Source organism: bacterium (assembly GCA_035559435.1).
GTDB lineage: Bacteria > Zixibacteria > MSB-5A5 > WJJR01 > WJJR01 > JACQFV01.
In genome coordinates, this window is sequence record DATMBC010000019.1 from 1 (window position 1) to 25,435 (window position 25,435).

Annotated in this window: 23 protein-coding genes; 17 read left to right on the forward strand and 6 right to left on the reverse strand. The window is 63.6% G+C overall.

The genetic code is table 11. From position 1 onward, the window contains the following. A partial coding sequence (locus VNN55_01770) for a redoxin domain-containing protein (protein HWO56271.1) occupies positions 1-610 on the forward strand: 610 nt, incomplete at its 5' end. Here VNN55_01770 and VNN55_01775 read toward each other — a convergent pair. Continuing rightward, positions 597-1,853 (reverse strand): alginate export family protein, encoded by a 1,257-nt coding sequence (locus tag VNN55_01775; GenBank protein ID HWO56272.1) that lies wholly within the window; start codon positions 1,851-1,853, stop codon positions 597-599. The genes VNN55_01770 and VNN55_01775 overlap by 14 nt on opposite strands. A gap of 355 nt (positions 1,854-2,208) precedes the next feature. On the opposite strand from VNN55_01775, the gene VNN55_01780 reads away from it, so the two are divergent. Further along, positions 2,209-2,907: a peroxiredoxin gene (locus tag VNN55_01780; GenBank protein ID HWO56273.1), complete on the forward strand. Its 699-nt coding sequence runs from the start codon at positions 2,209-2,211 to the stop codon at positions 2,905-2,907. A gap of 38 nt (positions 2,908-2,945) precedes the next feature. Here the strand turns inward: VNN55_01780 and VNN55_01785 are convergent, their stop codons facing one another. Next, a complete protein-coding gene (locus VNN55_01785; GenBank protein HWO56274.1) occupies positions 2,946-4,478 on the reverse strand; it encodes a glycosyltransferase family 39 protein in 1,533 nt (510 codons plus the stop codon). Between the two features lie 14 nt (positions 4,479-4,492). Then, positions 4,493-4,972 (reverse strand): GNAT family N-acetyltransferase, encoded by a 480-nt coding sequence (locus VNN55_01790; protein HWO56275.1) that lies wholly within the window; start codon positions 4,970-4,972, stop codon positions 4,493-4,495. Between the two features lie 251 nt (positions 4,973-5,223). Between VNN55_01790 and ndhC the strand changes: the two genes are divergently transcribed. The 7 genes from ndhC to VNN55_01825 all read left to right on the forward strand — a co-directional run bounded on the left by ndhC (position 5,224) and on the right by VNN55_01825 (position 12,587). Beyond that, positions 5,224-5,580: an NADH-quinone oxidoreductase subunit A gene (gene ndhC, locus VNN55_01795; protein ID HWO56276.1), complete on the forward strand. Its 357-nt coding sequence runs from the start codon at positions 5,224-5,226 to the stop codon at positions 5,578-5,580. 15 nt (positions 5,581-5,595) lie between these two features. After that, entirely contained in the window at positions 5,596-6,636 is a 1,041-nt protein-coding gene (nuoH, locus tag VNN55_01800; GenBank protein ID HWO56277.1) for an NADH-quinone oxidoreductase subunit NuoH, read from the forward strand. Positions 6,637-6,639: 3 nt separating this feature from the next. Then, positions 6,640-7,197 (forward strand): NADH-quinone oxidoreductase subunit J, encoded by a 558-nt coding sequence (locus VNN55_01805; protein HWO56278.1) that lies wholly within the window; start codon positions 6,640-6,642, stop codon positions 7,195-7,197. Positions 7,198-7,212: 15 nt separating this feature from the next. Next, positions 7,213-7,527, forward strand: a complete 315-nt coding sequence (gene nuoK / locus VNN55_01810; protein HWO56279.1) for an NADH-quinone oxidoreductase subunit NuoK — start codon at positions 7,213-7,215, stop codon at positions 7,525-7,527. A gap of 20 nt (positions 7,528-7,547) precedes the next feature. Continuing rightward, entirely contained in the window at positions 7,548-9,464 is a 1,917-nt protein-coding gene (gene nuoL / locus VNN55_01815) for an NADH-quinone oxidoreductase subunit L (GenBank protein HWO56280.1), read from the forward strand. A 70-nt stretch (positions 9,465-9,534) separates the two neighbouring features. Beyond that, the gene (locus VNN55_01820; GenBank protein HWO56281.1) at positions 9,535-11,007 is read left to right on the forward strand and encodes an NADH-quinone oxidoreductase subunit M; all 1,473 of its coding nucleotides are present in this window, start codon (positions 9,535-9,537) and stop codon (positions 11,005-11,007) included. Positions 11,008-11,108: 101 nt separating this feature from the next. Continuing rightward, positions 11,109-12,587: an NADH-quinone oxidoreductase subunit N gene (locus VNN55_01825; GenBank protein HWO56282.1), complete on the forward strand. Its 1,479-nt coding sequence runs from the start codon at positions 11,109-11,111 to the stop codon at positions 12,585-12,587. Positions 12,588-12,817: 230 nt separating this feature from the next. Here the strand turns inward: VNN55_01825 and VNN55_01830 are convergent, their stop codons facing one another. Both VNN55_01830 and htpX read right to left on the reverse strand, forming a co-directional pair. Next, positions 12,818-14,188, reverse strand: coding sequence for a hemolysin family protein (locus tag VNN55_01830; protein HWO56283.1), 1,371 nt, complete (start codon positions 14,186-14,188; stop codon positions 12,818-12,820). 104 nt (positions 14,189-14,292) lie between these two features. Continuing rightward, the gene (htpX, locus tag VNN55_01835; GenBank protein ID HWO56284.1) at positions 14,293-15,147 is read right to left on the reverse strand and encodes a zinc metalloprotease HtpX; all 855 of its coding nucleotides are present in this window, start codon (positions 15,145-15,147) and stop codon (positions 14,293-14,295) included. Positions 15,148-15,489: 342 nt separating this feature from the next. On the opposite strand from htpX, the gene amrB reads away from it, so the two are divergent. The 3 genes from amrB to VNN55_01850 are packed head-to-tail and all read left to right on the forward strand — an operon-like array spanning position 15,490 to position 18,490. Next, positions 15,490-16,977 (forward strand): AmmeMemoRadiSam system protein B, encoded by a 1,488-nt coding sequence (gene amrB, locus VNN55_01840; protein HWO56285.1) that lies wholly within the window; start codon positions 15,490-15,492, stop codon positions 16,975-16,977. 6 nt (positions 16,978-16,983) lie between these two features. Next, positions 16,984-17,607 (forward strand): hypothetical protein, encoded by a 624-nt coding sequence (locus VNN55_01845; protein ID HWO56286.1) that lies wholly within the window; start codon positions 16,984-16,986, stop codon positions 17,605-17,607. 4 nt (positions 17,608-17,611) lie between these two features. Next, positions 17,612-18,490 (forward strand): DNA-processing protein DprA, encoded by an 879-nt coding sequence (locus tag VNN55_01850; GenBank protein ID HWO56287.1) that lies wholly within the window; start codon positions 17,612-17,614, stop codon positions 18,488-18,490. 6 nt (positions 18,491-18,496) lie between these two features. Here VNN55_01850 and VNN55_01855 read toward each other — a convergent pair whose 3' ends face one another. Further along, on the reverse strand, positions 18,497-20,542 hold the full coding sequence (locus VNN55_01855) for a VCBS repeat-containing protein (GenBank protein ID HWO56288.1): 2,046 nt from the start codon (positions 20,540-20,542) through the stop codon (positions 18,497-18,499). A 229-nt stretch (positions 20,543-20,771) separates the two neighbouring features. Here VNN55_01855 and VNN55_01860 point away from each other — a divergent pair, with 229 nt between their 5' ends. From VNN55_01860 to VNN55_01880, 5 genes are read left to right on the forward strand one after another with little or no spacing between them, the layout of a single operon-like run. Then, positions 20,772-22,103 carry a cytochrome ubiquinol oxidase subunit I gene (locus tag VNN55_01860; protein ID HWO56289.1) on the forward strand — a complete coding sequence of 444 codons (1,332 nt, stop codon included), beginning with the start codon at positions 20,772-20,774 and terminating at the stop codon, positions 22,101-22,103. After that, positions 22,100-23,104: a hypothetical protein gene (locus tag VNN55_01865; protein HWO56290.1), complete on the forward strand. Its 1,005-nt coding sequence runs from the start codon at positions 22,100-22,102 to the stop codon at positions 23,102-23,104. The genes VNN55_01860 and VNN55_01865 overlap by 4 nt, the downstream gene beginning before the upstream one ends. A gap of 39 nt (positions 23,105-23,143) precedes the next feature. After that, a complete protein-coding gene (locus tag VNN55_01870; GenBank protein ID HWO56291.1) occupies positions 23,144-23,788 on the forward strand; it encodes a YigZ family protein in 645 nt (214 codons plus the stop codon). After that, positions 23,785-24,429 (forward strand): phosphatase PAP2 family protein, encoded by a 645-nt coding sequence (locus tag VNN55_01875; GenBank protein HWO56292.1) that lies wholly within the window; start codon positions 23,785-23,787, stop codon positions 24,427-24,429. The genes VNN55_01870 and VNN55_01875 overlap by 4 nt, the downstream gene beginning before the upstream one ends. Then, entirely contained in the window at positions 24,386-25,432 is a 1,047-nt protein-coding gene (locus VNN55_01880; GenBank protein HWO56293.1) for an SDR family NAD(P)-dependent oxidoreductase, read from the forward strand. The genes VNN55_01875 and VNN55_01880 overlap by 44 nt, the downstream gene beginning before the upstream one ends. The last annotated feature ends 3 nt before the right edge of the window (positions 25,433-25,435 follow it).

A 25,435-nucleotide genomic window follows, 5' to 3' on the forward strand; every position in this document is an offset into this window, starting at 1 on the left:
CGTTCCCGCCGAACCTTTTGGCTTTGCGATGAATCGTTACCTGCTCAACATCCTGCTCGTGCTGGCGGTGGTCGCCGCCGCCGGCAGCGGTCTTTATCTCGGCCTGGGCATGCGCGAGAAATTCCAGACGCCGACGCCGGTCTATGAGTCTTACACGCCCAATCCACTGATGGCGGAAGGCGAGGAATTCCCCGACGTGCCGGTCATGCGCGCCGACAGCAGCGTGCGTCCAACCTCGGACCTGTTGGCCGGGGGCGGTGTGGTGATCTTCATGGAGTTGGGTTGCCCGCCGTGCAGCGTCATGGCCCTGCAATGGAACGAGGCCTTGCGGGGCTGGAGCGATCCGCCGCCGGTCTTCGGCATCGCGGCCGCGTCGCTGGAACGCATCGCCGCCTACCGCGACAAACTGGGGCTCGCCTTCCCGGTGTACAGCGACACCGGCGACGTCTACGCCACCGCTTACCAGGTGGTCGATTATCCGATGCGGTTGGTCATCGACGCCGATCGGATCATCCGCGCGCGCTCCTATGACGCGCGCGCGCCGATCGACACCGCGCAGGTGTCCGCGCTGGTCCGCGGCGACACCACCATTGCCGTCACGGAATATTGAAATCGAGCATCGTCCACAGCCAGTGCCCGGCGTCGTCGGCGGTCACGGTTGATTTGAGTTCCTTGAGCGTCTCTGACGGCAGCACCAGCGAGTAGCCGCATTGGACGTTGAGCGCGTGGCGCAGGGGGATCGACACCATCGCGTCGGCCTCAAAGCCGAGTTTCGCGCTCTCAAATTCACCGCGTCGGGCCAACCAGAAGTAGTGCAGATCGATCTGCGCGCTCGCGGACCGCGGCGCATCCATGGTCAACTTCAGCGCCAGATCCTGCAGACCCAGCCCGCGCGTGTCGCCCGGAATGCTGATGAAATAGTCGGCCCAGCCGTAGAAGCGGTGGAAGGTGCCATAGAGCGGGTTAAACGCCGCGAAGCGGTCATCGTGCCGCTGGTCGTCGCCGGAGATATGGTCGTACCAGCCGGTCACGCGGACCGCGCCCAGGTCGCGTCCGACGCTCGCGCCGAACATGAATGCGTCGATGTCGTGGCGGGATCCGGTCGGGACATCCACCGAGGGTCCGATCTCATACTTGCCGGTCTGGTAGTATCCTTCACCACGCCAGTCGAGCCCGAGCAGACGTTGCTTGACATAGAGACCGCCGGTCCAGCGGTTCGGCGGCAGGCCGTTGACGCGGTATCGATCCGCGTCGGGCAACGCGGCTCGGTCGTAGGAATCGAATATGATCAGGATGTTGCCGCCGCCATCCTGCCATGTCTGCTCCACACGGCCAAACAGCAGGTCCTGGTAGTTTTGATCACCAGGGTACGCGCTCCAGACTGTCGGCTCGCCCTTTTCGTGGTGCGCCCAGGCCAGATGCGCCGAGCGGGCCCCTTTGCGCCACATCAGACGGATCGCATTGTGCGCGCGGCCTGGTTGATTCCAGTTGCCGTTGCCCAGCAGACGGTCCTCATCATACTGGATCTCCTGACGACCGATGCGCAGCGTCCACTGCGCGTTCGGCAGCCAATCGAGATAGCCCTGATGCAGGTCGAACTTGTCGGCGGTGGCGTCGGCGGAGGTGCTGGTCTCATCTCCCCAGGTGCGCACATCCTGCAGTTGGAGGAAGGCCTTGATCTTCGGATCGCCATTGTAAAGCACTCCCACCCGCGCGCGTTGCGAGAAGAAGATGACGCCGCCGGCCTGTTCGGACAGCAACGTACGGTAGCCATGACGGAATTCCATCCGCGGGCGCAGTTGGGCGGAGAGTTTCCAATCGCTCGATTGCGCCGCCGCCGTCGCGGGAAGCATCGCACGACTCAGGATCATGGCTGTCAGGGTGAAAGGCACAAGGTGTCGCATCGCATCCTCCCGGGGTTGAGCCCGTAATACTGCGCGTCGCGACAAGAAAGGCACAAGCCAGTTTGCGTCCGCGGTGTCAAAAGTCGACAGGGTACATCCGGATTCACCGACCGGTCGCCATCCCCGACCGCGCACGGCAATGTGTTGCCGGCCAACGACATCCGTGACAGGCGCCGCCGCCGGGCTGGCCGGCGACTGACGAATCCAATTTTGACAAAAATTGTATATATTGCCCCTGCAGGGTTCAGGCAGACTGTGTCGTTGTAGACTGACTTCTAACTGTCTCATGAAGTAAGGAGAAACTATGCCTGGAGCATTTGGCGCCGCCACGTATGGCACGCAGACATTGCGCATCGGCGATGTCGCCCCCGATTTCGAAGCCGAGACCACCGAAGGACGGATCCGGTTCCATGAGTGGATCGGCAATTCCTGGGCGGTCCTGTTTTCGCATCCGAAGGACTTCACGCCGGTTTGCACCACGGAGTTGGGCTACATGGCCAAGCTCAAACCGGAGTTCGACAAACGCAACACCAAGATCATCGGACTGAGTGTCGACCGCGTCGACGACCACGCCAAGTGGGCGCGCGACATCGCCGAGACGCAGGGCCATGCCCCGAACTACCCGATGATCGGCGACAGCGACCTGACCGTCTCCAAGCTGTACGGCATGTTGCCGGCAGATCTGGAGGGGTCGTGCGTGGGACGCACCGCCGCCGACAACCAGACGGTCCGCAACGTGTTCGTCATCGGCCCGGATAAGAAGATCAAGCTGCTGATTGCCTATCCGATGACCACCGGACGCAATTTCGACGAAGTGTTGCGTGTGCTCGACTCGCTGCAATTGACCGCCAAGCACAAGGTCTCCACGCCGGTCAACTGGCAGCCGGGCGACGATGTGATCATCGCCGGGTCGGTCTCTGACGACGAGGCGCGCACGATCTACCCGCAGGGGTGGAAAGCGCCGCGGCCCTACCTACGCATCGTGCCGCAGCCGCAGCAGTAGCGCGTACGCCGCAACAACGCACACCCATCCGTGATTCCTCACTCCGCCGCTCCCTGGCGGAGTGAGGAATCTTGTTTTCGCCGGCCGGTGATCCGGCAGAGCCACGATTCGCGCGAGTGGGTGTATTTCGGATTGAGCCAGAGTAACGCGCGTTCGACCAGGGTCGGGCCGGTGTGCCGAACAATCGTCAATGGGACACCGTAACGCTGGGTCAACCGCGCGTCGCCTTGGGAGGAACGGCCGAAATAGATCACATAGCTCCACTGCTCGGACGCCGTCAACAGACTGTCGACTTGGTCGATGTTCACCGCCTGGACAACGGCGGGCATCTCCCGCACGCCCCCGCCGTCGAGATAGAAAAGCGGTAGGTCGGTCCGACGGCCCCGCTCGCTGACATCCACGATGACACCCGTGGCATCGCCTTGCTCGTAGGCGCCGATCAGCGGCTCGATCTTACCGCGCTGGCCGTAGTGCGTCAGCGCCCCGACCAGCAGCACCGTGTTCACCGCCCAGAACCATCGCCAGCCGTGGTTGATCCAACGGGCCCAGGCCGGGCTGTGCTCACGCTCCCAGTGCCAGAGCGCGATTACAAACATCAGCGCCAGCTCGGGGAAGATCGGCAGCAGGAATCGCTCCTGCTTGCCGGGCACCAGGGAGTGCACGACAAAGAACGGGAGCGTTGCCCAGGCCAGAATCCCCAGCCGCCGCCAGTAGCGGACGCCAGCATAAAGACACAGCAGCGAGAACGGCGGAATGAAGATCCCCAGCACCAACAGCAGGTAGCGGTACCAGGGACCGACGACATAGTCATAGGCGTGGATGGCGTTGTGTTCGATGTAGCGCCACAGCGAGCCGAGAAAGACCCCATGGGTCTGCCAGTCCCACCAACCCTCCGCAAGCAACGGGACGATCGCCGCGCCCGTGAGGATGAAAAGCCCTCGCCATTGCCGACGCACGATCAAGTAGACCCCGACGCCGGCGGCGGCGCTGGCCACCTGCCAGCGAATCAGAAACGCCAGACCGAACGCCAGACCGGCCCAGAGCCAGTGTCGCGGGGCGAAACGGGCCTCCTGCACCGCGGCGACGGTCTCATCCAATCCCCAGAGCAGGAATGGAATCGCGACCGCCTCGATGAGGTTGCGCACCGCGACATAGGGCATGACCGCGTGCGCGGCCACCATCAACCCCGCGGTGAACGCCACCCTCTTGTCGGCCAGCCGCAGTCCCAGCCGATAGGTGAGCGCGATGGTCCACAGCGAGAACAACGCATGCAGCAGTCGATTGACCAGCATGACGCTGTCGGGGTGAGTGATGCCGACCAGATGGCAGCCGGCGATCTGCAGATAGTTGAGCCCGGGATAGAGCAGCGAACGGTAGAACTGTCGGTCGCCTGAGAGGTAATCGTTCTCGCCGCGCAGCCATGCGGCCGCCAGTTCGATCACCTGATTATGATCGTCGGTGGCCATGTAGCCGCGCGCCAGGACGGCGGCCACCAGACGCAGGAGCAACCCGATGGCCAAAAGCAGCCGGAGCGGATGCTCCTCGATCTCCCGTCGCAGGCGGGATCGCATCGCCGGAGGACCTGTCACACCGCGGCCGGGGTCGGCGGCCGGACCATTTCCACGTGCGGGATACCGTCTTCGTCGAACGGATCGCCGACCGGCTCGAAGCCGAACTCGCTATAGAAACGGACCAAATAGACCTGCGCCGAAATCCGGATCGGTTCACCGGGAAAGAGATTGACCGTCTGCCGGATGGCCTCGCGCATCAGTTCCCGCCCCATGCCGGTGCCGCGCACCTTGGGATGGGTGACCACACGGCCGATGGCCGGCTCGGTGTAGCGCACGCCGGGCGGCACAATGCGGCTGTAGGCGGTCAGGGTGGCATGCTCATCCCGGCCCAACAGATGCCAGCTGCTGGGGTCGATGCCATCCACATCCAAGTAAGGGCAGTTCTGTTCGACGATGAAGACCCGCTGGCGCAACTCCAGCAGGTCATAGAGATCATCGAGGCGCAATTCCGGATAGGGCACAAGGTGCCAGCGCAATTGGGCAGGTGTGGTCATACGCTTAGTCTAAGCGGTGGGGACATGTCGCGCCACATTCTATATATGTGGTGGCCGTCGCTGTCAAAACCGCGGCGCGGCGCGGTTTGTGCCACGCAACTCCATGACATCGTTGCCATTAAACCTGACACGCGCGGGGCAATTCCGCTTGACAGGCCTTCGGCGAATTGGGTAATCTCAACGACTCAATGCCGAGCGCCGGTGCGTTGCGTCGGGCGGCGGTATTGGGACCTTCAACGGTGGATGGGGTCATGGTTTCGCAGTTTGCGGCGGTCGCCATTTTCCTCGCGGTCGGTGTGGGGTTCGTCCTCATCACCTTCCTGTTGTCCCGGTTGATCCGTCCCTCGGCCCCCAACCCGGTCAAGCTGTCCACCTACGAGTGCGGCGAATCCACCATCGGCCCGTCGTGGATTCAGTTCAACGTCCGCTTCTACATCTTCTGCCTGATCTTCGTCATCTTCGACGTGGAAGTGGTCTTTCTGTTCCCGTGGGCGCTGGTCTTCCAGCCATTGGGGATGGTTGGCTTCATGGAGATGGTGGTCTTTATCGCGATTTTGATGTTCGGGCTCTTTTACGCTTGGCGCAAGGGACTGCTGCGCTGGTACTAAGCGGCCGTATCACCCATGCTGGAACTGGATAAACTTATCAAGGTCATCGGTGATCTGATCGCCACAGCGGTGACCGCTATGGGGTTGGGTCCGGCGTGGGTGACCACCGTGCAGCTGGTCATCGCCGCCTTGGCGGTGGTGCTTTTCGTCTCGCTGGTCGTGCTCTTCCTCGTTTGGTGGGAACGGAAAGTGTCGGCGCACATCCAGATGCGTCTGGGGCCGATGCGGGTGGGTCCGCATGGGTTGTTGCAGACGGTCGCCGACGCGATAAAATTACTGCAGAAGGAAGACATCACCCCGGCCAACGTCGACCGCGGCATCTACTTTTGGGCGCCGGTGGTCACCTTCGTCACCGCCCTGGCCGTTTATGTCGCCATCCCTTTCGGCAAGGGGCTGTTGATTTCCGACCTGAACATCGGCATCCTCTACATCCTCTCGATCACCACCTTCACCGTCATCGGCCTGCTGATGGCCGGCTGGTCGTCCAACAACAAGTACTCGCTTTTGGGCGGGTTCCGTTCGGCGGCGCAGGTGGTCTCCTACGAGGTGCCGATGGCGCTGGCGGTCTTGGGCGTGATCCTGTTTACCCAGACGCTGTCGATGGGCGAGATCGTTTCGCAGCAGTCGAAGTTCTATGAGTGGTACATCTGGCGACAGCCGATCGGCTTTCTGATCTACCTCGTGGCCGCCACCGCCGAGTGCAACCGGACCCCGTTCGATCTGCCCGAGGCCGACTCGGAGCTGGTCGCCGGCTTCGTCACCGAGTATTCGGGAATGAAGTTCGCGATGTTCTTCCTCGCCGAGTTCCTCAACATGTTCACGGTGGCCGCGATCGCGACGACGCTGTTCTTCGGCGGCTGGAACGGTCCCTTCCTGCCGTCGTGGATGTGGTTTATGATCAAGACCCTGATCGGCGTGTTCGTGCTGATGTGGTTCCGCTGGACTTATCCCCGGCTCCGCGTCGATCAGCTGATGGGCTTTGCCTGGAAGTTCCTGCTGCCGCTGGCGTTTCTGAACCTGTTGGTCACGGGATTCATCATCCTGCTGGTGAAATAGCCGATGGACGCCGTCACGCTCACATTCTTCTGCCTGGCCTTCATGACCATCGTGTCGTCGTTGATGGTGGTCAGCTCGAAGAACATCTTCCATTCGGCGATCTATCTGATTCTGGCGTTCTTCGGCGTGGCCGGTCTCTTTGTCCTCCTCGAGGCGCCCTTTCTCGCCGCCGCGCAGGTGCTCATCTATGTGGGCGCCATCGCCATCCTGCTCATCTTCGGCGTGATGCTGACCGCGCGCATCGCCGATGCCCGGCTGCGGCACGTCAACGAACAGGTCCCGACCGGGCTGGCGATCTCGCTGGGGCTTTTGGTCATCATGCTCTACTCGTTGTGGAACACGCCGATTCCGGTGAGTTCCGGCGCCCCGACCGGCGTCGCCGGCCACACACTCGGCCGGTTGTTTCTGACCACCTTCGTCCTGCCCTTTGAAATCGTCTCGGTGCTGTTGCTGGCGGCGTTGATCGCCGCGCTGGTCATCGCCAAGAAGGATGGCCCGTATCAACCGTCGGACGAGTCGGCGCCGGCGGAGAAACCGGATCTGGAGAAGGTGGCGCGTTAGGCGCGGACGGACCTCATGGCACCCATCGGCCTCCATCATTTTCTCGCGTTGTCAGCGGTGGTCTTCTGCATCGGCGTCTACGGGATGCTCACCCGCCGCAACGCCATCGGCGTTTTGATGGCGGTCGAGTTGATGTTCAACGCCGTCAACATCGCGCTGGTCGCCTTCGGGCGCTATGTCACGCCGGAGACGGTCACCGGGCAGGTGGTCGCGGCCTTCACCATCGCCGTCGCCGCCGCCGAAACCACCGTCGCGCTGGCCATCGTCCTGCTCATCTACCAGCACCACCGCGGGATCGATATCGACAAGATCAATTTCATGAAGTGGTGATCGCACCCAAGTAGCGTCGCATGTTAGAGAACGCCTGGCTCATACCGGTCTTCCCGCTCGTTGCGATGGCGGCCATCATGCTGGTCACCCACCGCAGCCGCATGCTGTCGGCCGGGCTGTCGATCGGCGCGATGGCGATCGCCTTTGTCTGGTCGTGGGCCATCGCCGTCACGGTCTGGAACAACCCGCAAACCCTGCGTTTCGCCTTCGACTGGCTCAACCTGGGCCCGTCGATGCACATCGTGCTCGGCATTCAGATCGACGGCCTCACCGCGATGATGTTGATCGTGGTCTCGACCGTCGCGCTGATGGTCAACATCTATTCGCTGGGGTACATGCACGGCGACCCGAAGTTCGCCCGCTTCTACGGTTTCCTGTCGCTGTTCGGCATGGCGATGCTCACCCTGGTATTGGCCGACAACTTCTTCCTGATGTTTGTCTCCTGGGAACTGGTCGGACTGGCGTCGTACCTGCTGATCGGTTTCTGGTTTGAGAAGAAGTCGGCCTCCGACGCCGGCAAGAAGGCGTTCATCACCACCCGGTTGGGCGACCTCGGTTTTATCATCGGCCTGCTGATGCTTTATAACGCGGTCGGCTCGTTCACCTTCGCCGACGTCAACAACGCGGTGCAGGCGGGCGCCCTGGCCGGCGGCTACCTGACCGTCGCCGCCCTCTGTCTGTTTGCCGGCGCGGTGGGCAAATCGGCGCAGGTGCCATTGCATGTCTGGCTCCCCGACGCGATGGAAGGCCCGACACCGGTGTCGGCGTTGATCCATGCCGCCACCATGGTGGTGGCCGGCGTGTACCTCGTGGCGCGTTCGCTCACGCTCTTTGCCGCCGCGCCCGACGCCGCGATGACCGTCGCCTGGATCGGCATGATCACCTCGCTTATGGCGGCGACCATCGGCCTGGTGCAAAACGACATCAAGCGCGTCCTGGCCTACTCGACCGTCTCGCAACTGGGCTATATGATCATGGCCCTGGGGCTGGGCGGTTTCACCGCCTCGATGTTCCATCTGATGACCCACGCCTTCTTCAAGGCGCTGCTGTTCCTCGGCGCCGGATCGGTCATCCACGCGGTGCACACCAACGACATTCAGGAAATGGGCGGGCTGCACGCCAAGATGAAGAAGACTTCCTGGACCTTCCTCATTGCGGCGTTGGCGATCGCCGGTGTGCCGCCGCTGTCGGGATTCTGGTCGAAGGACGAAATCGTGGCGGCCACCGCCGGGCATCCGGTCTTCACCGTGCTCACGCTCCTGGTCGCTTTCATGACCGCGTTCTACATGTTCCGTCTCTATTTCCTGACCTTCACCGGCCGTCCGCGCGACCAGCACAAGTTCGATCACGCTCATGAGTCGCCGGGCGTGATGACCGGCCCGCTCATCTTCCTGGCGGTGCTGTCGGTGATTTCGGGGTTTGTCGGGATGCCGTGGCTGCATTACAATTTCGCCGCCGTGGTCTTTCGCGGCGAGCCGCACCACGCCGAGTTCCATCTGTCGACCGCGGTGATCGCCACGCTCGTCGGGCTCTCCGGCATCGGGCTGGCGTACCTGATGTACTTCAAGCGCTCAATCGATCCGGACAGGATCGCCGCCTCGTTCCAGGGCCTCTATCGCACGCTGTTCAACAAGTATTACTTCGACGAGGCCTACGACGCGCTCTTCATCCGGCCCTACTATAAGATCTGCAACGGCTGGTTTGTGTTCGATCAGAAGATTATCGATGGGTTGGTCAACGGCTTGGGCGATCTCGGCTTGCTCTGGTCGAGGATCAACACCTGGTTTGACACCTATATCGTCGACGGCGCGGTCAACGGCGCCGGCATTGTCACGCGCGGCTTTGGCCTGACCATTCGCCATCTGCAGACCGGGCGGGTGCAGAACTACGCGTTCATCGTCTTTGCGGCGCTGGTGATTATCTGGCTGCTCCAATAGGAAGAAGACGGCGCGGCCCCCGGGGGGACGCGCCCCCGACAGACTGGACATAGCGAAGGACGGTTGCGACATGATATCGGGCATTCTCTCGTGGATGATCTTCATTCCGCTCATCGGCATGGCGGTGATCATGTTCCTGCCCAAGGACAATCACCGCGCCATCCGCGGCGTGACGATGGCCGCCACCATCATTCCGCTGTTGCTGTCGTTGATGATGTTGTTCTCCTACGACCCCAGCACGCATGAGTTCCAGTTTGTCGAAAAGGCCGCCTGGATCCCGGCGCTCAACGTCAACTACCACCTCGGCGTCGACGGGCTCTCGGTGCCGATGGTCGTCCTGACCACGCTGTTGTGCTTTCTGGCCGCGCTCGTCTCGTTTAACATCACCAACCGCGTCAAAGAGTATTTCGCCTTCTACCTGCTTTTGGAAGCGGGCATGATCGGCGTCTTTTGCGCCCTCGACTTCTTCCTCTTTTATGTGTTCTGGGAGATCATGCTGGTGCCGATGTACTTTCTGATCGGCATCTGGGGCGGGCCGCGCAAGGAGTACGCGGCCATCAAGTTCTTCCTCTACACGCTCTTCGGCTCGATCTTCATGCTGGTCGCCATCCTGGCGCTCTATTTCACCTCGACGCCGCATACGCTCTCGATCGCCGAGCACATCCAGCGCGCGCCGGCGATGACGCACGGCTTCCAGATTTTCGCCTTCGTCTTCTTCTTTATCGCCTTTGCGATCAAGATTCCCACGCTGCCGTTCCACACCTGGTTGCCCGATGCGCATGTCGAGGCCCCGACGGCGGTTTCGGTCTTGCTGGCCGGCGTGCTGCTGAAGATGGGGACCTATGGCCTTCTGCGGATATCGTTCCCGATGTTCCCCGAGGCGACCAAGTACTTCGCCTGGCCGATGGCGATCCTCGGCGTGGCCGGGATCATCTATGGCGCCTTTGTCTGCATGGCGCAGAAGGATTTGAAGAAGCTGGTCGCCTACTCTTCAGTCTCGCACATGGGCTACTGCCTGTTGGGCATGGCCGCGGTCGGATCGGTGGCCGGCATCTCCGGCTGCATGTTCCAGATGGTCTCCCACGGGCTGATCACGGGGGCGCTGTTTATCCTGGTGGGCGTGATTTACGACCGCGCCCACACGCGCGACATCGACGCCTATGGCGGCATGTGGCTGAAGGTCCCGGTCTATTCCGGCGTGATGATCCTGTTTGTCCTCGGCTCGCTCGGGTTGCCGGGGCTGTCGGGATTTGTGAGCGAGTTCATGGTCTTTCTGGGCGCCTTCCCGTATTTCAACGTGACGGTGGCCCTGGGCGTGATCGGCGTGCTTCTGACCGCCGCCTACTTCCTGCGCATGATCCAGCGCATGTTCCTGGGCACGATCGCCGGACACACCGAGCATCTGACCGAGATCAATGCCCGCGAACTGTGGAGCGTGATTCCGCTGGCGGCGCTGATGATCGCGCTGGGCGTCTATCCGGCGCTGCTGTCGGATTACATCAAGGCCACGATCGAAAACCTTGTGCGCGTGATCGGCGCATGAACAAAACGGGGAGCAACTGAAGCTCTATTTCCCCTCTCCCCTGCAAGGGGAGGGGGTAGGGTGAGGGGAAACCCGACACACGACAAGTCAGCGACTCAGCGATGAACCTTAACTTCGACTTCGCCAGCTTCTACGCCGACTGGGCGGTCATCCTGCCCGAGTGCTTCTTGTTTATCTGGGGCGCGTTGATCCTTGCCTGGGCGACCGGCAAGCGCGATGAGGCGCCGGGCGGGTCGGGTGTCTTTGCCATCGCCACACTGCTGGGCGTTTTAGCCACCGCGGTCTGGGTGGCGATCACCCCCGACGGCGCCGCGTTTGGCGGGACCTTTGTCTTCGACCGCATGTCGGTGGTCTTCAAGGAGATTGTGCTCGGCGCGGTCCTGCTGGCGGTCATTTCCTCGATCGGCACGGTGGGCCGTCTCCGCGCGCATCGCGGCGAATACTACGGCCTCATCCTGATGTCCGCCGTCGGCATGATGCTGATGGTCTCGGCCACCGAACTGCTGACGCTTTATGTCTCGCTCGAACTGTCGACCATCGTCCTCTATGCCCTGGCCGCCTTTGACAAGACCAACCGCCGCTCCGGCGAGGCGGGTCTGAAGTATGTAATCCTCGGCGGGATTTCGTCGGCGATCCTGCTGTATGGCATCGCGCTGCTTTATGGCCTCACGCAGAGCACCGATCTGCAGACGATCAAGACGGCGGTCTGGGGGATGTACATGGATGGCCCCTTCCCGCCCGGGATGACGCTGGCGTTGATCTTCATTCTGGCGGGATTCGGCTTCAAGTTGGCGCTGGCGCCGTTCCACATGTGGGTGCCGGATGTGTACGAGGGCGCGCCGACGCCGATCACCGCCTATTTGTCGGTGGCCTCCAAGGCCGCGGCCCTGGCCGCCTTTGTGCGCGTCTTCTTTGTCGGGCTCGAATCGGCCGAGGGGATCTGGGGACATGCGATCGCCGCGCTGGCGGCGCTGGCGATGATCGTCGGCAACGTCACCGCGATCGTGCAGACCAACATCAAGCGCATGCTCGCCTACTCGTCGGTGGCGCAGATCGGCTATGTGATGGTCGGCGCGGTGGCGCTGGACGCCTACGGCGCGACCGCCATGGCCTATTACATGCTCGCGTATCTGTTCACCAACATGGGCGCCTTCATCTGCGTGATCGCCTTCTCCGAGCGCACCGGCTCCGACGAGATCATGGACTACTCCGGTCTGGCGCGCCGTTCGCCGATGCTGGCCGCCTTCTTCACGCTCTTCCTCATCTCTCTCACCGGGATTCCCCCAACCGCGGGCTTCCTGGCCAAGTACTATGTCTTCCTCGCCGGCATCAATGCCGGTTACATGTGGCTGGTGATCGTCGGCCTGCTCACGTCGGTCATCGCGCTGTACTATTACGCGACGGTGATCCGCCGGATGTACTTTCCCTCCGATCTGGGCGACATGCCCTTCCCGGTCTCGCGCAGTCTGGTGACCGCGTTGACGATCGCGGCCTTGGGTGTTCTCTACTTCGGCATTTTCCCGGGCGCGTTTGTCGCGTTCGTGCAGGACGCCGCCCGTCAGTTGCTCGCCGCCTTGTAATCCGCGAACGGACATAATTCCGGGCACACACTGCTGCAGGTCAGGAGCGCCGCTCCTGCGAGCAAATGCGATCCTGTAGAAGTGTCCGCGGCGCAGCGCCCCTGATCTACAAACTTGTGGTCGCAACGACAGTGCTTGAAAGCAGGCTCGGCGGTGGCCTCGCCCTCCCGTGTCAGATCACGTCCGTTGGGCAAATCGCAGAGTGTGTAGCCGGCGCCCCTCCGCTCCGGTCAATCCGGCGACGGGGACAACTTTCGTGCGCGCAGCAGGATGATCCGCCGCCCCCTGAGCGTGGCGACATCAAGGCGCACGCCGGCGATCTCGATGTGGTCGCCCTTGCGGGGCAGACGGTCGATGGTGGTGGTGAACAGCCCGGCGAGGGTGTCGGCGATGTCGGTGGGCAGGTGGACGCCGTATTCCTCGTTGAAGTCGATGATCGGCATGCCGCCGGCGGCCAGCGCGGTGCCGTCGGGCAGAAGCCGGAACTCCGCCTGCTCGTCGGCGTCGTACTCGTCGCGGATGTCGCCGACAATCTCCTCGATCACATCTTCCAGCGTGATCAGCCCGGCCGTGCCGCCGAACTCGTCGAGGACCACCGCCATGTGGCGGCGCCCCTTCTGGAACTTGGCGAGCACCTGCGAGATCGGCATCGAATCGGGCACGAACATCACCGGACGGATGAGGTCGCGCAGGATGACCGGCGTGCCTTCCGCCAGCAGGTGGATCACGTCCTTGGTGTAGATCACGCCGACGATCCGGTCGATCGTGCCGTCATAGACCGGAAAGCGCGAATACCCCTCCTCGCGGATGGTCTGCAGCACATCCTCGATGGCCGCGTCGGCGGCGATCCCGACCACATCGGGACGCGGGGTCATGACCTGCCGCGCGGTGGTGTCGGAGAAGTCGAGCGCCTGGTGGATCAACTCGCGCTCGACATCGTCGATGGTGCCGTGCAGCGATCCCTCGACCGCCAGCATGCGGATCTCCTGATCGGAGACCGGCTGCTCGTGTTCGGAGGGATGCACGCCCAGCAGGCGGGCGATGAAGCGCGACACGTTGGTCAGGATCGCGACCAGGGGCTTGTTGATCGCGGCAAACCAGGTGATCGGACGCGCCGCCACCAACGCGATCCGGTCCGGACGCGCCAGCGCCAGATACTTGGGCACCAATTCGCCGAAGACAAGCGACGCGAAGGCGATGATGATCACGACCACGGCGATCGCGATCTGCACCGCCCAGCGTTGCGCAAACAGCCAGGGCAGGGCGGCGATCCGGGGCGTGAGCGCCTCGACCACGGTCGCTCCCGAAACCACCGAGGCCAGCGTGCCGACCACGGTCACCCCCACCTGCACCGTGGCCAGAAACGACTCCGGCTTTTCCTTGAGCGCCTTGACCGCGCGTCCGGCCGCGCCGCGGGTGCGCGCCAGCTCGTTGACCCGCGAACGGCGCACCGCGATCAACGCCGCCTCGGCGCCCGCAAAGAAGCCGTTGAGCACGATCAGCACGGCAATGAGCAGGACCTCGACGCCAATCTGGGTCAGCATAAACGGGTCACCGGCGGTAATGTCGTAAGAGGCACGATTGCTCGCCAGCGCATTCATGGGTTCGGTGCGGCCCCGGCGCGCCGGATATCCGTCTGTGCCGCGCGCAAAAACGCAGGAGCCCGCAAAGCCGGGCTCCTGCGCTATGGATTAGTCGAAAGGGATTAGACCTGGTACACCAACGCTTCGAGCCGGGCGATCCGTTCCTCGACCGGCGGATGGGTCGAGAACAGACTCATCATCGAGCGCCCGGAGAGCGGATTGACGATGAACATGTGCGCGGTGGCCGGGTTGGCGTCCATCGGACGGCGCTCGGCGCCGGCGTGGAGCTTGCGCAGCGCGTTGGCCAGCGAGAGCGGTTTGCCGGAAATCTGCGCGCCGGTGGCGTCGGCGGCATACTCGCGCGTGCGCGAAATCGCCATCTGCACAAACATCGCCGCGATCGGCGCGACAATCGCCATCACCAGCAGGCCAATGATCCCGCCGCCGTTGTCACGGTCGTCGCGTCCGCCCATCCCGCCAAAGATCGCGCCCCACTTGGCCATGCTGGCCAGCATGCCGATCGCCCCGGCGATCGTGGCGGCGATGGTCTGCGTGAGGATGTCGCGGTTTTTGATGTGCGCCAGCTCGTGCGCGGTCACGCCCTCCAGCTCATCCTCGGAGAGCATGTCGAGAATGCCCTGTGTGTAGGCGATCACGCCGTTGGAGGGGTTGCGTCCGGTGGCAAAAGCGTTCGGCGAACCGCTGGGAATGATATACACCTTCGGCATCGGCAACCCCGCCTGGGTCGCCAGACGACGGACCATCGAGTACAGACGCGGCGCGTCGGTCTCCTGCACCTCCTGCGCCCGGTACATCGACAGCACGATCTTGTGCGAGAACCAATACGAGATGAAGTTCATGATCACCGCGAATCCAAAGGCGATGATCATACCGCCCTGTCCGCCAAGCAGATAGCCGATGGCGACAAACAACACCGTCAGCGCGGTCAGAAGCATCAATGTTTTCATGCCATTCACTGCTATCATCCTCCCGTTGTGTCCGGCGTAGTCCCTAACGGATATGGCGCTCCGCGGTTCCCGCCGGTCGATCTGCTGTTCCGAACCAACCGCCGCCCTGCCGGCGGACACGTCATCCTGATGCGTGATGTCACGTGGTTCGGTTCGCAGAATGATACGCAATCCGTCGTGTGGAGTTGACGAAATCGGAAAGCCCCATGCCGATTTCAGCGGCACGTGCAATCTGTTGTGGCACAGCGGCTTATTGACGCGCTCCCTGTCGGCGGCCCCACCCGGTGCCGTTCGCGTTGGCGGCATTCTCTGCGTATATTCTCTGCCCGGTTCACTGAAGAAGGCAGGACTATGCGAGTCGTATCCGATCCGAAACGTGTGCGCAACTTCCGGGTGGCCGGCGAGGATGGCTTTTATCCCGACAACCCGGTGATCCTGACACAGAAGATCGCCCACTATTTCAGCGAGGCCAAACGCGAGACTTTCCCCGGACCGATTGCCGCCCTGGTTTGCCCGCATGCGGGGTATGATTACTCCGGCGCGATTGCCGCCGCCGGCTACAAGCAACTGCAGGGATTGTCCTACAGCACCGTGGTGGTGATCTCGCCGTCGCATCGCGCTTTCTTCCGCGGCTGTTCGGTCTACTCCGGCGGCGCCTACCGCACACCGCTGGGTGAAATACCCCTCGATCTGGAGTTCTGCGCCCGGTTGACCGAGACCGATCCGCTGGTCGCGCTATCCGATATTGGCCACGAGGCGGTCGGCGGCGGGTATGAGCATGCGCTCGAGGTGCATCTGCCGTTCCTGCAGGTGGTCCTCGGGCAATTCTCGCTGGTTCCCATCGTCATGGGCGATCAGGAATACCAGACCGCGAAGCGGCTCGGCGAATTGATCGGCGCGCACGCGAAGTTGGGCAAGACCCTCGTGGTCGCCTCCTCCGATCTCGCGCACGGGCACGATTACGCGACCACGCGCCGTCTGGACGCCACCGCCGCCGAAGCAATCCGCGCCTTTGCGCCGGACAAGTTCTATGATCTCTTCGCGGACGGCGCCTGTGAGGCCTGCGGCGGCGGGCCGATCGTCGCGGCGATGATCGCCGCGCGCGCCATGGGCGCCGACAGCGCCAAGGTGCTGGCGCAGGCCAATTCGGGGGATGTCACCGGCGAGAAACGCGGCTACATCGTCGGCTACCTCTCGGCGGTCTTCTACCGCGGCGACGGCGGGTCGGGACGGGAGTATGTCTTGTCAGCGGACGAACCGGAGACGCACGACATCACCGATCATCGCACCATCGACGCCGATCAGACGCTAAGCGCCGGCGAACGCGAACTGTTGCGCAACACCGCGCGGCGGTCGTTGGAGCACGCGGTCAAGGGAGCGCACGTGACGTGTCCGGAGGCCGCCACGCCCCGTCTGCGCGAAAAACGCGGCGTCTTTGTCACGCTCAAGCGGCGCGGCGAACTGCGCGGCTGCGTCGGCTATGTCCGTCCCTTCAAACCGCTCATCGAAGCAGTCTGGGAGATGGCCGAGTCGGCGGCGCTGCGCGACGGCCGCTTCAGGCCGGTCGAGCCCAAGGAAGTCGACGAGCTCGAAATCGAGATCACCGTCCTTTCACCCCTGAAACGCATCTCCGACCCCAACCAAGTGTTGGTGGGACGTCATGGCCTTCTGGTCTCGCGCGGACATCTCTCCGGCGTGCTTTTGCCGCAGGTTCCGGTCGAGCATGACTGGGATCGCGAGACATTCCTGGCGGAGGCCTGCCTCAAGGCCGGGCTGGATCCCGATGCCTGGCGCGATCCAGCCACCACGCTTGAGGTCTTCTCGGCTGAAATCTTTTAGGGCCCTGTGAATCTGCGGACGCTTCTCTACCGGCATGTGCTCGGTCAGGTCCCCGATCCGGAAACCTGGCCGCCGCCGCCTGATGTCTCTTCTCTTCCATTGCCCTCTGGCCGGGAGCGCACCGACGAGACCTTGCGCGGCTGGGCGATGTCGCCGGAATTTGCGCCCGGCTGGCCGAAGCGACGCACCGCGATCGGCGCGCAGGCCTATCGCTTCACGACCAATGGCGAGTACGACTGCGGTTGGCGGCTTTGCGATCTGGCAACGCGGTTTCTCGCAACCACACTACCGGAAAAGTGCGATCTGGTGATTCCGGTTCCGCCGCCGCCGATCTTCACACCGGTGGAGCCGATCGAGTGGCTGGGGCAGCGATTGGCAAAGTCGCTGGCGGCGACCTTTCGCCCCGATTTGGTCGCGCTGTCGGCGCCGTTGGCCGACCACGCCGACCGCTTGCGCCATCCCCCTCTGCCATGGGGTGACCTGTTCCGGCTAACCCGTCCCGAATCGGTGTTCCATCGGCGGGTGCTTCTGATCGACTGGCGTTGGGAACGGGGGCGGTCGCTGAAAGCGATCGAGAAGTTATTGCGCCATGCCGGGGCCGAGGTGGTATGCTTCAGTTGGCTGGAGTGATTCGATGACGACCGTCACGCGCGATTTGTCCATCCTCTATGCCCTCACCACCGAGGCCCGTCTCGGCGCCAAGGCGGTGGCGGCGTTGATCGCGCATTTCGGCGAGCCCGAGGCGATCTGGGAGGCGGGGACGGCGCAGATCGCCGAGGTCGCCCATGTCGCCGACGAGGACCTCGAGCGTCTCGAGGGCGCGCGCAACCTGACCGACGCGTTGACCGAAGACCTGGAACTGATGATCCAGCAGGGAACGCGTCCGATTCCGATCACCAGCGCCGACTACCCGCACCGCCTCCTCAATCTCGATGACCCGCCGACCATCCTCTATGTGCGCGGGGAGTTGCCCGCGGCCGACACGCGTTGTGTCGCGGTGGTCGGCACGCATCAGGCCGACAACGAGGGCATCGCCGACGCGGTCGCCTGGGGCAAGGGGCTGGCCGAGCGCGGTGTGACGGTCATCTCGGGCCTGGCGCGCGGCATCGACGGCGGCGCGCACACCGGCGCGCTGGCCGGCGGCGGCAAGACCTGCGCCGTGCTCGGCGCCGGGTTCGACAACATCTACCCGCCCGAGCATCGTGCCCTCGCCGAATCGATCGAACAATCGGGCGCGCTCATCGCCGAATACTCGCCGCGCACCCCGCTCACCAAACCGCGCCTGGTCTTCCGCAACCGGCTGATCGTCGCGCTCTCCGATGCGGTGATCGTCGTGCGGCTGCATGCCGACACGCGCGGTTCAATGGAGGCGATCCGTCGCGCCCGCGACCTGGCCGTGCCCACCTTCCTGGTCGCCGTCGATACCGAGAAGCCGTCGATCGATGCGGTCGCCGAAGGGGCCATCCCGATTCCCCGCGCGCCGGACTTCGATCTGGTGCTCAATTATCTCTGAGTTGGATCAACGCGGACATTGATTGCCCGCCGCGCAGGGATCGCAGGGCGGCGGTCCGCCGCGGAAGGCGGCGTTGACGATCACCACCACATCCAGGACGCTGACCACGCAATCGCAGGTGTGGTCCAGGCGGCTGGTGTGCGGGCAGCATTCGGCGTCGGCGACATCGTTCCCGCCGCGAAATGCCACATTCACCGTCATCACCACATCGACCACCGACGGCACACCATCGCCGTTGGGATCGCCATGGGTTTTGCAGAGACAGCCGTCCAGCTGCCGTCGGTAGAAATTGATTCCACCGTCTTCCTCGCCGACAAACGCGTCGCGCAAGAGGTCGCCGTCAATGTCGGCGAAACACACCCGCAGCCGGTGGCCGTCGTCGTCCCACGGCAACGTGTCGGATTGCGCAATCAAGGTCAGTGAGTCGGGGAATGTTCCCGATGGTGCGGTGTTGCGATACAGAACCGTGCCAAACGACCGTCCGCCGACCAGCAGGTCCCTGGACCCATCGCAGTCCCAATCGTAGACCACCGGCAGCGTGATGTCGCGCGGCTGGCGTTTGATCAGGCGGTTGGTGACCAGTGACAGCGCCGGAGAGCCCGGCGACCCGACGTTTTCGTAGAGCAGGACATTCGCCGAACCGTTGAAGTCCCACTCGCCGACCACCAGGTCGGTCAGGCCATCGCCATCCCAATCCACCGGACAGACCGACGCCTGCAAGTCGACCTGGATGCCTCCGAGTTGGCCGGTGACTTTCACCGGGGCGAAGTTGGCCGGTCCGCCGTCGTTGCGCCAGTACTCGATCGTGCCGGCTTCGTTGCCGATCAGCAGATCGAGGTCGCCATCGCTGTCCCAATCGACCAGCGCCGGCGCCGCGGTCAGACCGACATCGATGCCTTTGTAGAAATGGCCGGAGAGCAGGAAGCTGGGGCTGCCGGTTGAGCCGACATTCTCAAAGTGCGACAGACGTCCATCGCCGCGTCCGATCAATAAATCGAGATCGCCGTCGCCGTCCAGGTCCCCCGCCGCCGGAATGGCGTAGCTGCCGACATCGATGTTGGCAATCAGGTTGGAATCTTCGACGGCATAGACCGGCAACGTCGGTGTCCCGGTGTTGCGCAGGAGGAGGAGGTTGTTGAGGTCGTTGCCGTTGGCGGCGCCGACCAGCATATCGAGGTCACCGTCATCGTCCAGATCGGCAAACGCCGTGTGGTTGAGCCCGAAGGTGTTGACCGGCAGATACGCTTCGCTCTGCTCGGTCAAATCGGAGACCGATGCGGTCCCCAGGTTGGCGAACAGGTAGGCGTTGTTGTTGTTGATGTCGCCCCAGAACAAGTCCTGATCCCCGTCGGCGTCGTGGTCGGCAAAGGTGATCGTCGAAAAGCCATGCTGCGGCTCGGTCACCGACTGCGCCAGTGCCCCGGGGAAGGCGTAGACGCTGTCGTAGAAGAATGACCCCAGGACATACACCGGATCGGTCGAGTCGCCGTCGTTGCGGTACTGCCATAACTCGCCGGTCACCGAACCGAGGAAGAAGTCGTAGTCGTTGTCGTTGTCGAGATCGGCGAAATCGCCAGTGTTGTTCAATCCGGTCTCGAAGTCGCCGAACATATCCTTGACGAGTTCGAAAACGATGTTGCCGCCGCTGGAGAGGTTCTGGTAGTAGGCGGTCATCCCGTTGCCGGCGTCGCAGAACAAATCGAGATCGCCATCGGCATCGATGTCGCAGAATCGGTGCCAGGTTCGGGTGTTGACGCCGCCGATCCGTTCGGTCACCGGCGTCCAGACGGGAACGGCTTCAGTCCCCGCGTTGCGCAGGTAGGCCACCTTGCCGCGGGTCTCACCGAGCATCAGGTCGGTGCGTCCGTCACCGTCGAAATCCACCAGCGACGGTTTCGGGCTGTTGACCCCGCCCCAGAACGGCAACGCCAGCGTATCCCCGCCGGCCACCACCGGCCAGGGGGCATACTCCTTTACAAAGCCCGCCCCCGACACCGGGATCGGGCGCAGGATTAGCAGCGAGGCAATGAGAGCAAGGATTCGTTGTCGCATGAGCAACCGCGCGGCGGGTACGCGCCGATAATCTAACGCTTTACTCCCGTATGTCAATGTGCCCCAAACCGCCCCGGTCTTCCCTCTCCGGTAGTATCGGCGGCGCGTCCCGCCCATCCAGCGTGTTGGTGAAGCAGGAAACTTGGCCGCGAACCGCGCTTTTGACACACAAAAAAGTCATCCTCGTGTTCTGAGACTGTAGTTTTGTGGAACACTGGACGGAGAGGCCATGGATTACCCCATCCTCGACACCGGCCCGCTGGGGCCCTCGACCTTGATCGCCGCCGTGGCGATCATCCATGTGCTGATCGCGCAGTTTGCCGTCGGCGCCGGCATCGCCACGCCGTGGCTGGAAGCGCGGGCGCTGCGGCGCAACGATTCGGTGCTGCTCAACTTCCTGTCCCGCTATGCCCGCTTCCTGATCCTGCTGTCGTTTGTCGGCGGCGCGGTCACCGGCGTCGGCATCTGGTTTGTCGTCGGGCTGATCTCGCCGGAGACTATCTCGCTTCTGTTGCGGCAGTTTGTCTGGGGTTGGGCGACCGAGTGGGTCTTCTTCCTGGTTGAGATCGTCTCCGGCTATGTCTACTACTTCTACTGGGGCCGGATGGACCCGAAGACGCATGTGAAGGTGGGCTGGGTCTATGCCGCCTCGGCATGGGGATCGCTTTTCATCATCAACGGCATCCTCACCTTCATGCTCACGCCCGGCGACTGGCTGGCCAACGGCTCCTTCTGGAGCGGGTGGCTCAACCCGACATCGTGGCCGTCGCTGGTTCTGCGCACCATTTCCAGTCTCTCTCTGGCCGGGTTGTTCATCGCCGTGGTCGCCAATCTGCAGAAGGACATGACCGGCGAGGACCGGCGCCACATCATCAATGAGGGGTCGGTCTTCCTCGTGCCGCTGGCGCTGATGATCCCGGTGTCGCTGTGGTACTTCGCCGCCGCTCCGGCCACATCGTCGCAACTGGTGGTCGGCGGCGCGGTGGCCATGTCGCTCTTTTTCGCCTTTGGCATCATCGCCTCCACGTTGATCGGCGTCTACGCCTATTGGGGCCTGCTGAAGAACAGACGCTCGGTGCATCTGGAAACCGCGCTTCTGCTCACCGGTATCGCGCTCATCGCCACCGGCTCGATGGAATATGTGCGCGAGGGCATCCGCAAACCGTACACGGTCTACCATTACCTCTACGCCAACGGTCTGACCACCGAGCGGATCGCCGCGATCAATCAGCATGGCTTTTTCGCCGCCCCGCCGGTGATTGCGCAGGGGAAAAACCCCGACGCGCTCACCCCAATCGAGCGCGGCCGCATCATCTACGACGTCCAATGCCAGCGTTGCCATGCGGTCGACGGCTACAACGCGATCCGTCCGCTGGTCGCTAACTGGACGGTCGAAATGATTCGCGACAACACGCGCCAACTGCACCGTCTGCGCGGGTACATGCCCCCCTTTGCCGGCACCGAGCGGGACCTCGAGGATCTGGTGGCTTTCCTCGCTTCGTTGCGATCCGACGAATGGGAGCAGATTCACCGCCCGCCGAATCCGGAGGGACAGCGATGATCGGCGGACACGATCCGATGGCGATGCCGGCCCCGCCCCAGATGCTGTTGTTTCTCCTGGGATTGACCTTCGTGCTGCATCTGGCGATGCTCGGCCTCCTGTTCGCTTCGCTGTGGGCGCGCGCCGGCGCCGAATGGGGACGCGCGGCGGGTTATGACACCCAGCGCGTGCACCGCGCCGGCGTGGTCGGCATGTCGATGACCATCACCATGGGTGTGCCGCCGCTGTTGTTCGTGCAGGTGCTTTACGGAAAACATTTCTACGCCTCTTCCATCAGCATTGGCTTCCCCTGGCTGGCAATTGTCGGCTACCTCCTAGTGGGCTTTTATGCGATGTACTGGGCGCAGTGGGCGTGGATGCGTCATCAGGGACCATCGTGGGCGGGCAAGTTGTCCTGGCTTCTGACCGTCCTGTGCGTGATCGCCATCGGCTTTACCTATTCATGGAATCATCTGAAGTCGCTGTCGGCGACGCCCTGGACCAATGTTGTCTTCCACCCCGATGCGCTGCTGCGTTTGAGCGGCTACTTCGGCGCCGCGTCGATCGGCTCGGCCGCCTGGGCCTCATGGGTGGGAGGCAATTGGCGCGTCGATCACCGTCTGCCGCGCGGGACCGGAATCGCGGCGTTGGTCGGCGGCGCGGGGCTTCTGATCTGGACGCTGATTTCCGACTACGCGTCATCCGGCACCACTGTCGTCGATCGTCCCCTGCAAATGATCGCGGCGCTCACTTCACTGTTGGCCGGCGCGTTGGTGCTGGCCAACCGCGGCGGAGGCCTGACCCGCTGGCTGCTGACCATCGCGGCGCCGCTGGGCATGCTCGGTCTATTGGTTCAGCGCGAGACCTGGCGTCTGGCCGCCCTCGGACCCCTCCACTCTCCGTTTGCCGAAACCGTGCGCACGCAATGGAGCGCGGTGGCCCTCTTTGCCGCGACCTTCATCGTCGGCCTCGGCGTGCTGCTCTGGCTGGTCCTGCAGATTCGCCGCCTGCGGACGCGATAGGCCGCTGACGATCCCGTTCGGCGGTGTTATCATGGGACTGTGGCCAGCGCATCCCATGACAGCGGCGACCGTCTGCGCACACCGGCCGCGCCGGCGACGGCGTCGATTCTGGTCCTCGGCTCCAAATTCCTCGCCGTGCTTGCCCCCGCCGCTTCCGAGGAGGAGGCGATGGGGGCGCTGAAAGAACGCTCGCGCCGCTACCCCGACGCGTCGCATCATTGCTGGGGACTGCGGGTGGGGCGTCCCGCCGCCCTCGTCGAGCGCTCCAGCGACGCGGGCGAACCAAACGGCACCGCCGGGCGTCCCATCCTCGATGCCTTGCGTCACGCGCAGTTGGAGAATGCCGTCTGCGTCGTGACCCGTTACTTTGGCGGGACGAAGCTGGGAACCGGCGGACTGGCGCGCGCCTATGGCGACGCCGCCAACGCCGCGATTGCCGCCGCCACGATGATCGAACAACAGGTGATGCGGGTGGTCCGCATCGATTTTGAGCACGAGCGGACCGGCGCGGTCTACCGGGCGCTGGAAGAATTCGGCGTGATCCTGCGCGAAGGGCGTTATGATGAACGCGCCCATGGCGTTCTGCACGTGCCGGTGTCGAAGGCCCACGCCCTGCGCGCGCGAATCGCCGAACTGGCCCACTCCGGCATCGGCTGGCAGGAAGGGGAGTTGATCCTGGTATGATCGAGACGCTTCAGCAAATTGATGTCCGGCTGCTGCATGCGCTCAACAGCGGCGTGGCCAACACCGTCTTCGATTGGCTCATGCCCTGGGCCACCGAACTGCGCCACTGGGCGCCCTTCATTATCGGAGGGCTGTTGGCGCTGGCCATCTTCGGCGGCGGCAAGGGACGCGGCGCGGTGCTGATGGCGATCATCCTGATCACCGCCACCGATCAACTCTCCTCGCACCTGATCAAGCCGCTGGTCGCGCGTCCCCGGCCCTGCCACGATGTCGAAGGGTTGCGCGTGATCTACCGTTGCGGCCGGACTTTCGCCTTCCCTTCCGGCCACGCCAGCAACTCGATGGCGGCGGCCATCTTTTTCGGCCTCTTGTACCGGCGCTGGCTGTGGCCGTTGGTCGGCCTGTCGGCGCTGGTCTCGTACTCGCGGATTTACCTGGGAATCCACTATCCGTCCGACATACTTGGCGGCTGGATTCTCGGCGGCGGGTTGGCGGTGGCGGCGTATTGCCTGTACCAAAAGCCGGTCCGCGTCTGGCTGAATCGCTATCGCCTCTTTCGGCAGACACTGACCGTTCCCGGTGGAGAGGAAACTCCGGTTGAACCGATTCACCGGAAGCGGCCGGCTGCCGACATGGAATGATATGGGGTACTTTTCCGACCGTCCGGTTCTCGTCACCGGCGCCGCCGGCTTCATCGGCTCGCACCTGACGCAACGTCTCGCGCAGGAAGGCGCCAAAGTCCGCGCGTTGCTGCGCTACGATTCGCAGAACCGGATCGGCCATCTGGCGGAACTGATCGAGTCCGAGCGCGGTCGTGTCGAGATCATCCGCGGCGACCTGAAGGACCCCGAGGCCGTGGCGCAGGCGGTCGCCGGCTGCGACACGGTCTTCCATCTCGGCGCCCTCATTGCGATTCCGTTTTCGTACCAGAATCCGACCGATTACGTGCAGACCAACACGCTGGGCACCTTGCATGTCCTCAACGCCTGCCGTCGCCAGGGCGTGCGCCGGCTCGTTCACACCTCGACGTCGGAAGTCTACGGCACCGCGCGACGTGTCCCGATCACGCTGGACCACCCGCGTCAGGCGCAGTCCCCCTACTCGGCCTCGAAGATCGCCGCCGACGCGCTGGCGGTCTCCTACGCCTGCTCCTTCGATCTGCCCGTGGTGATTCTGCGGCCGTTCAACACCTACGGTCCGCGGCAATCGCCGCGCGCGGTCATCCCGACGATCGTGCGTCAGGCGCTGGCCGGCGAGGTCGTGCGTCTGGGGGCCACCCATCCTACCCGCGACTTCCTATTTGTCGGCGACACGGTGGCCGGCTTCCTCGCCGCGGCCGCCGCGGATCTGGCGCCGGGCACAGAGCTGCAGATCGGCACCGGTGTCGAGACCGGTATCGCCGATGTGGTCGCGCTGGTTGGCCGATTGCTGAACAAGTCGCTGCGCATCACGACCGAGGAGAAACGTCTGCGGCCGGAGGCCTCGGAGGTCGAGCGGCTGGTGTGCGATTTCACGGTCGCGCGCGCGGCGACCGGCTGGGAACCGCGTGTGGCGCTCGCCGACGGCCTGGCACAAGTCATCGCATGGATGCGCGCGCATCAGAGCGACACATCCGCTCCCGCGATTCATCAATACACGGTTTGATGT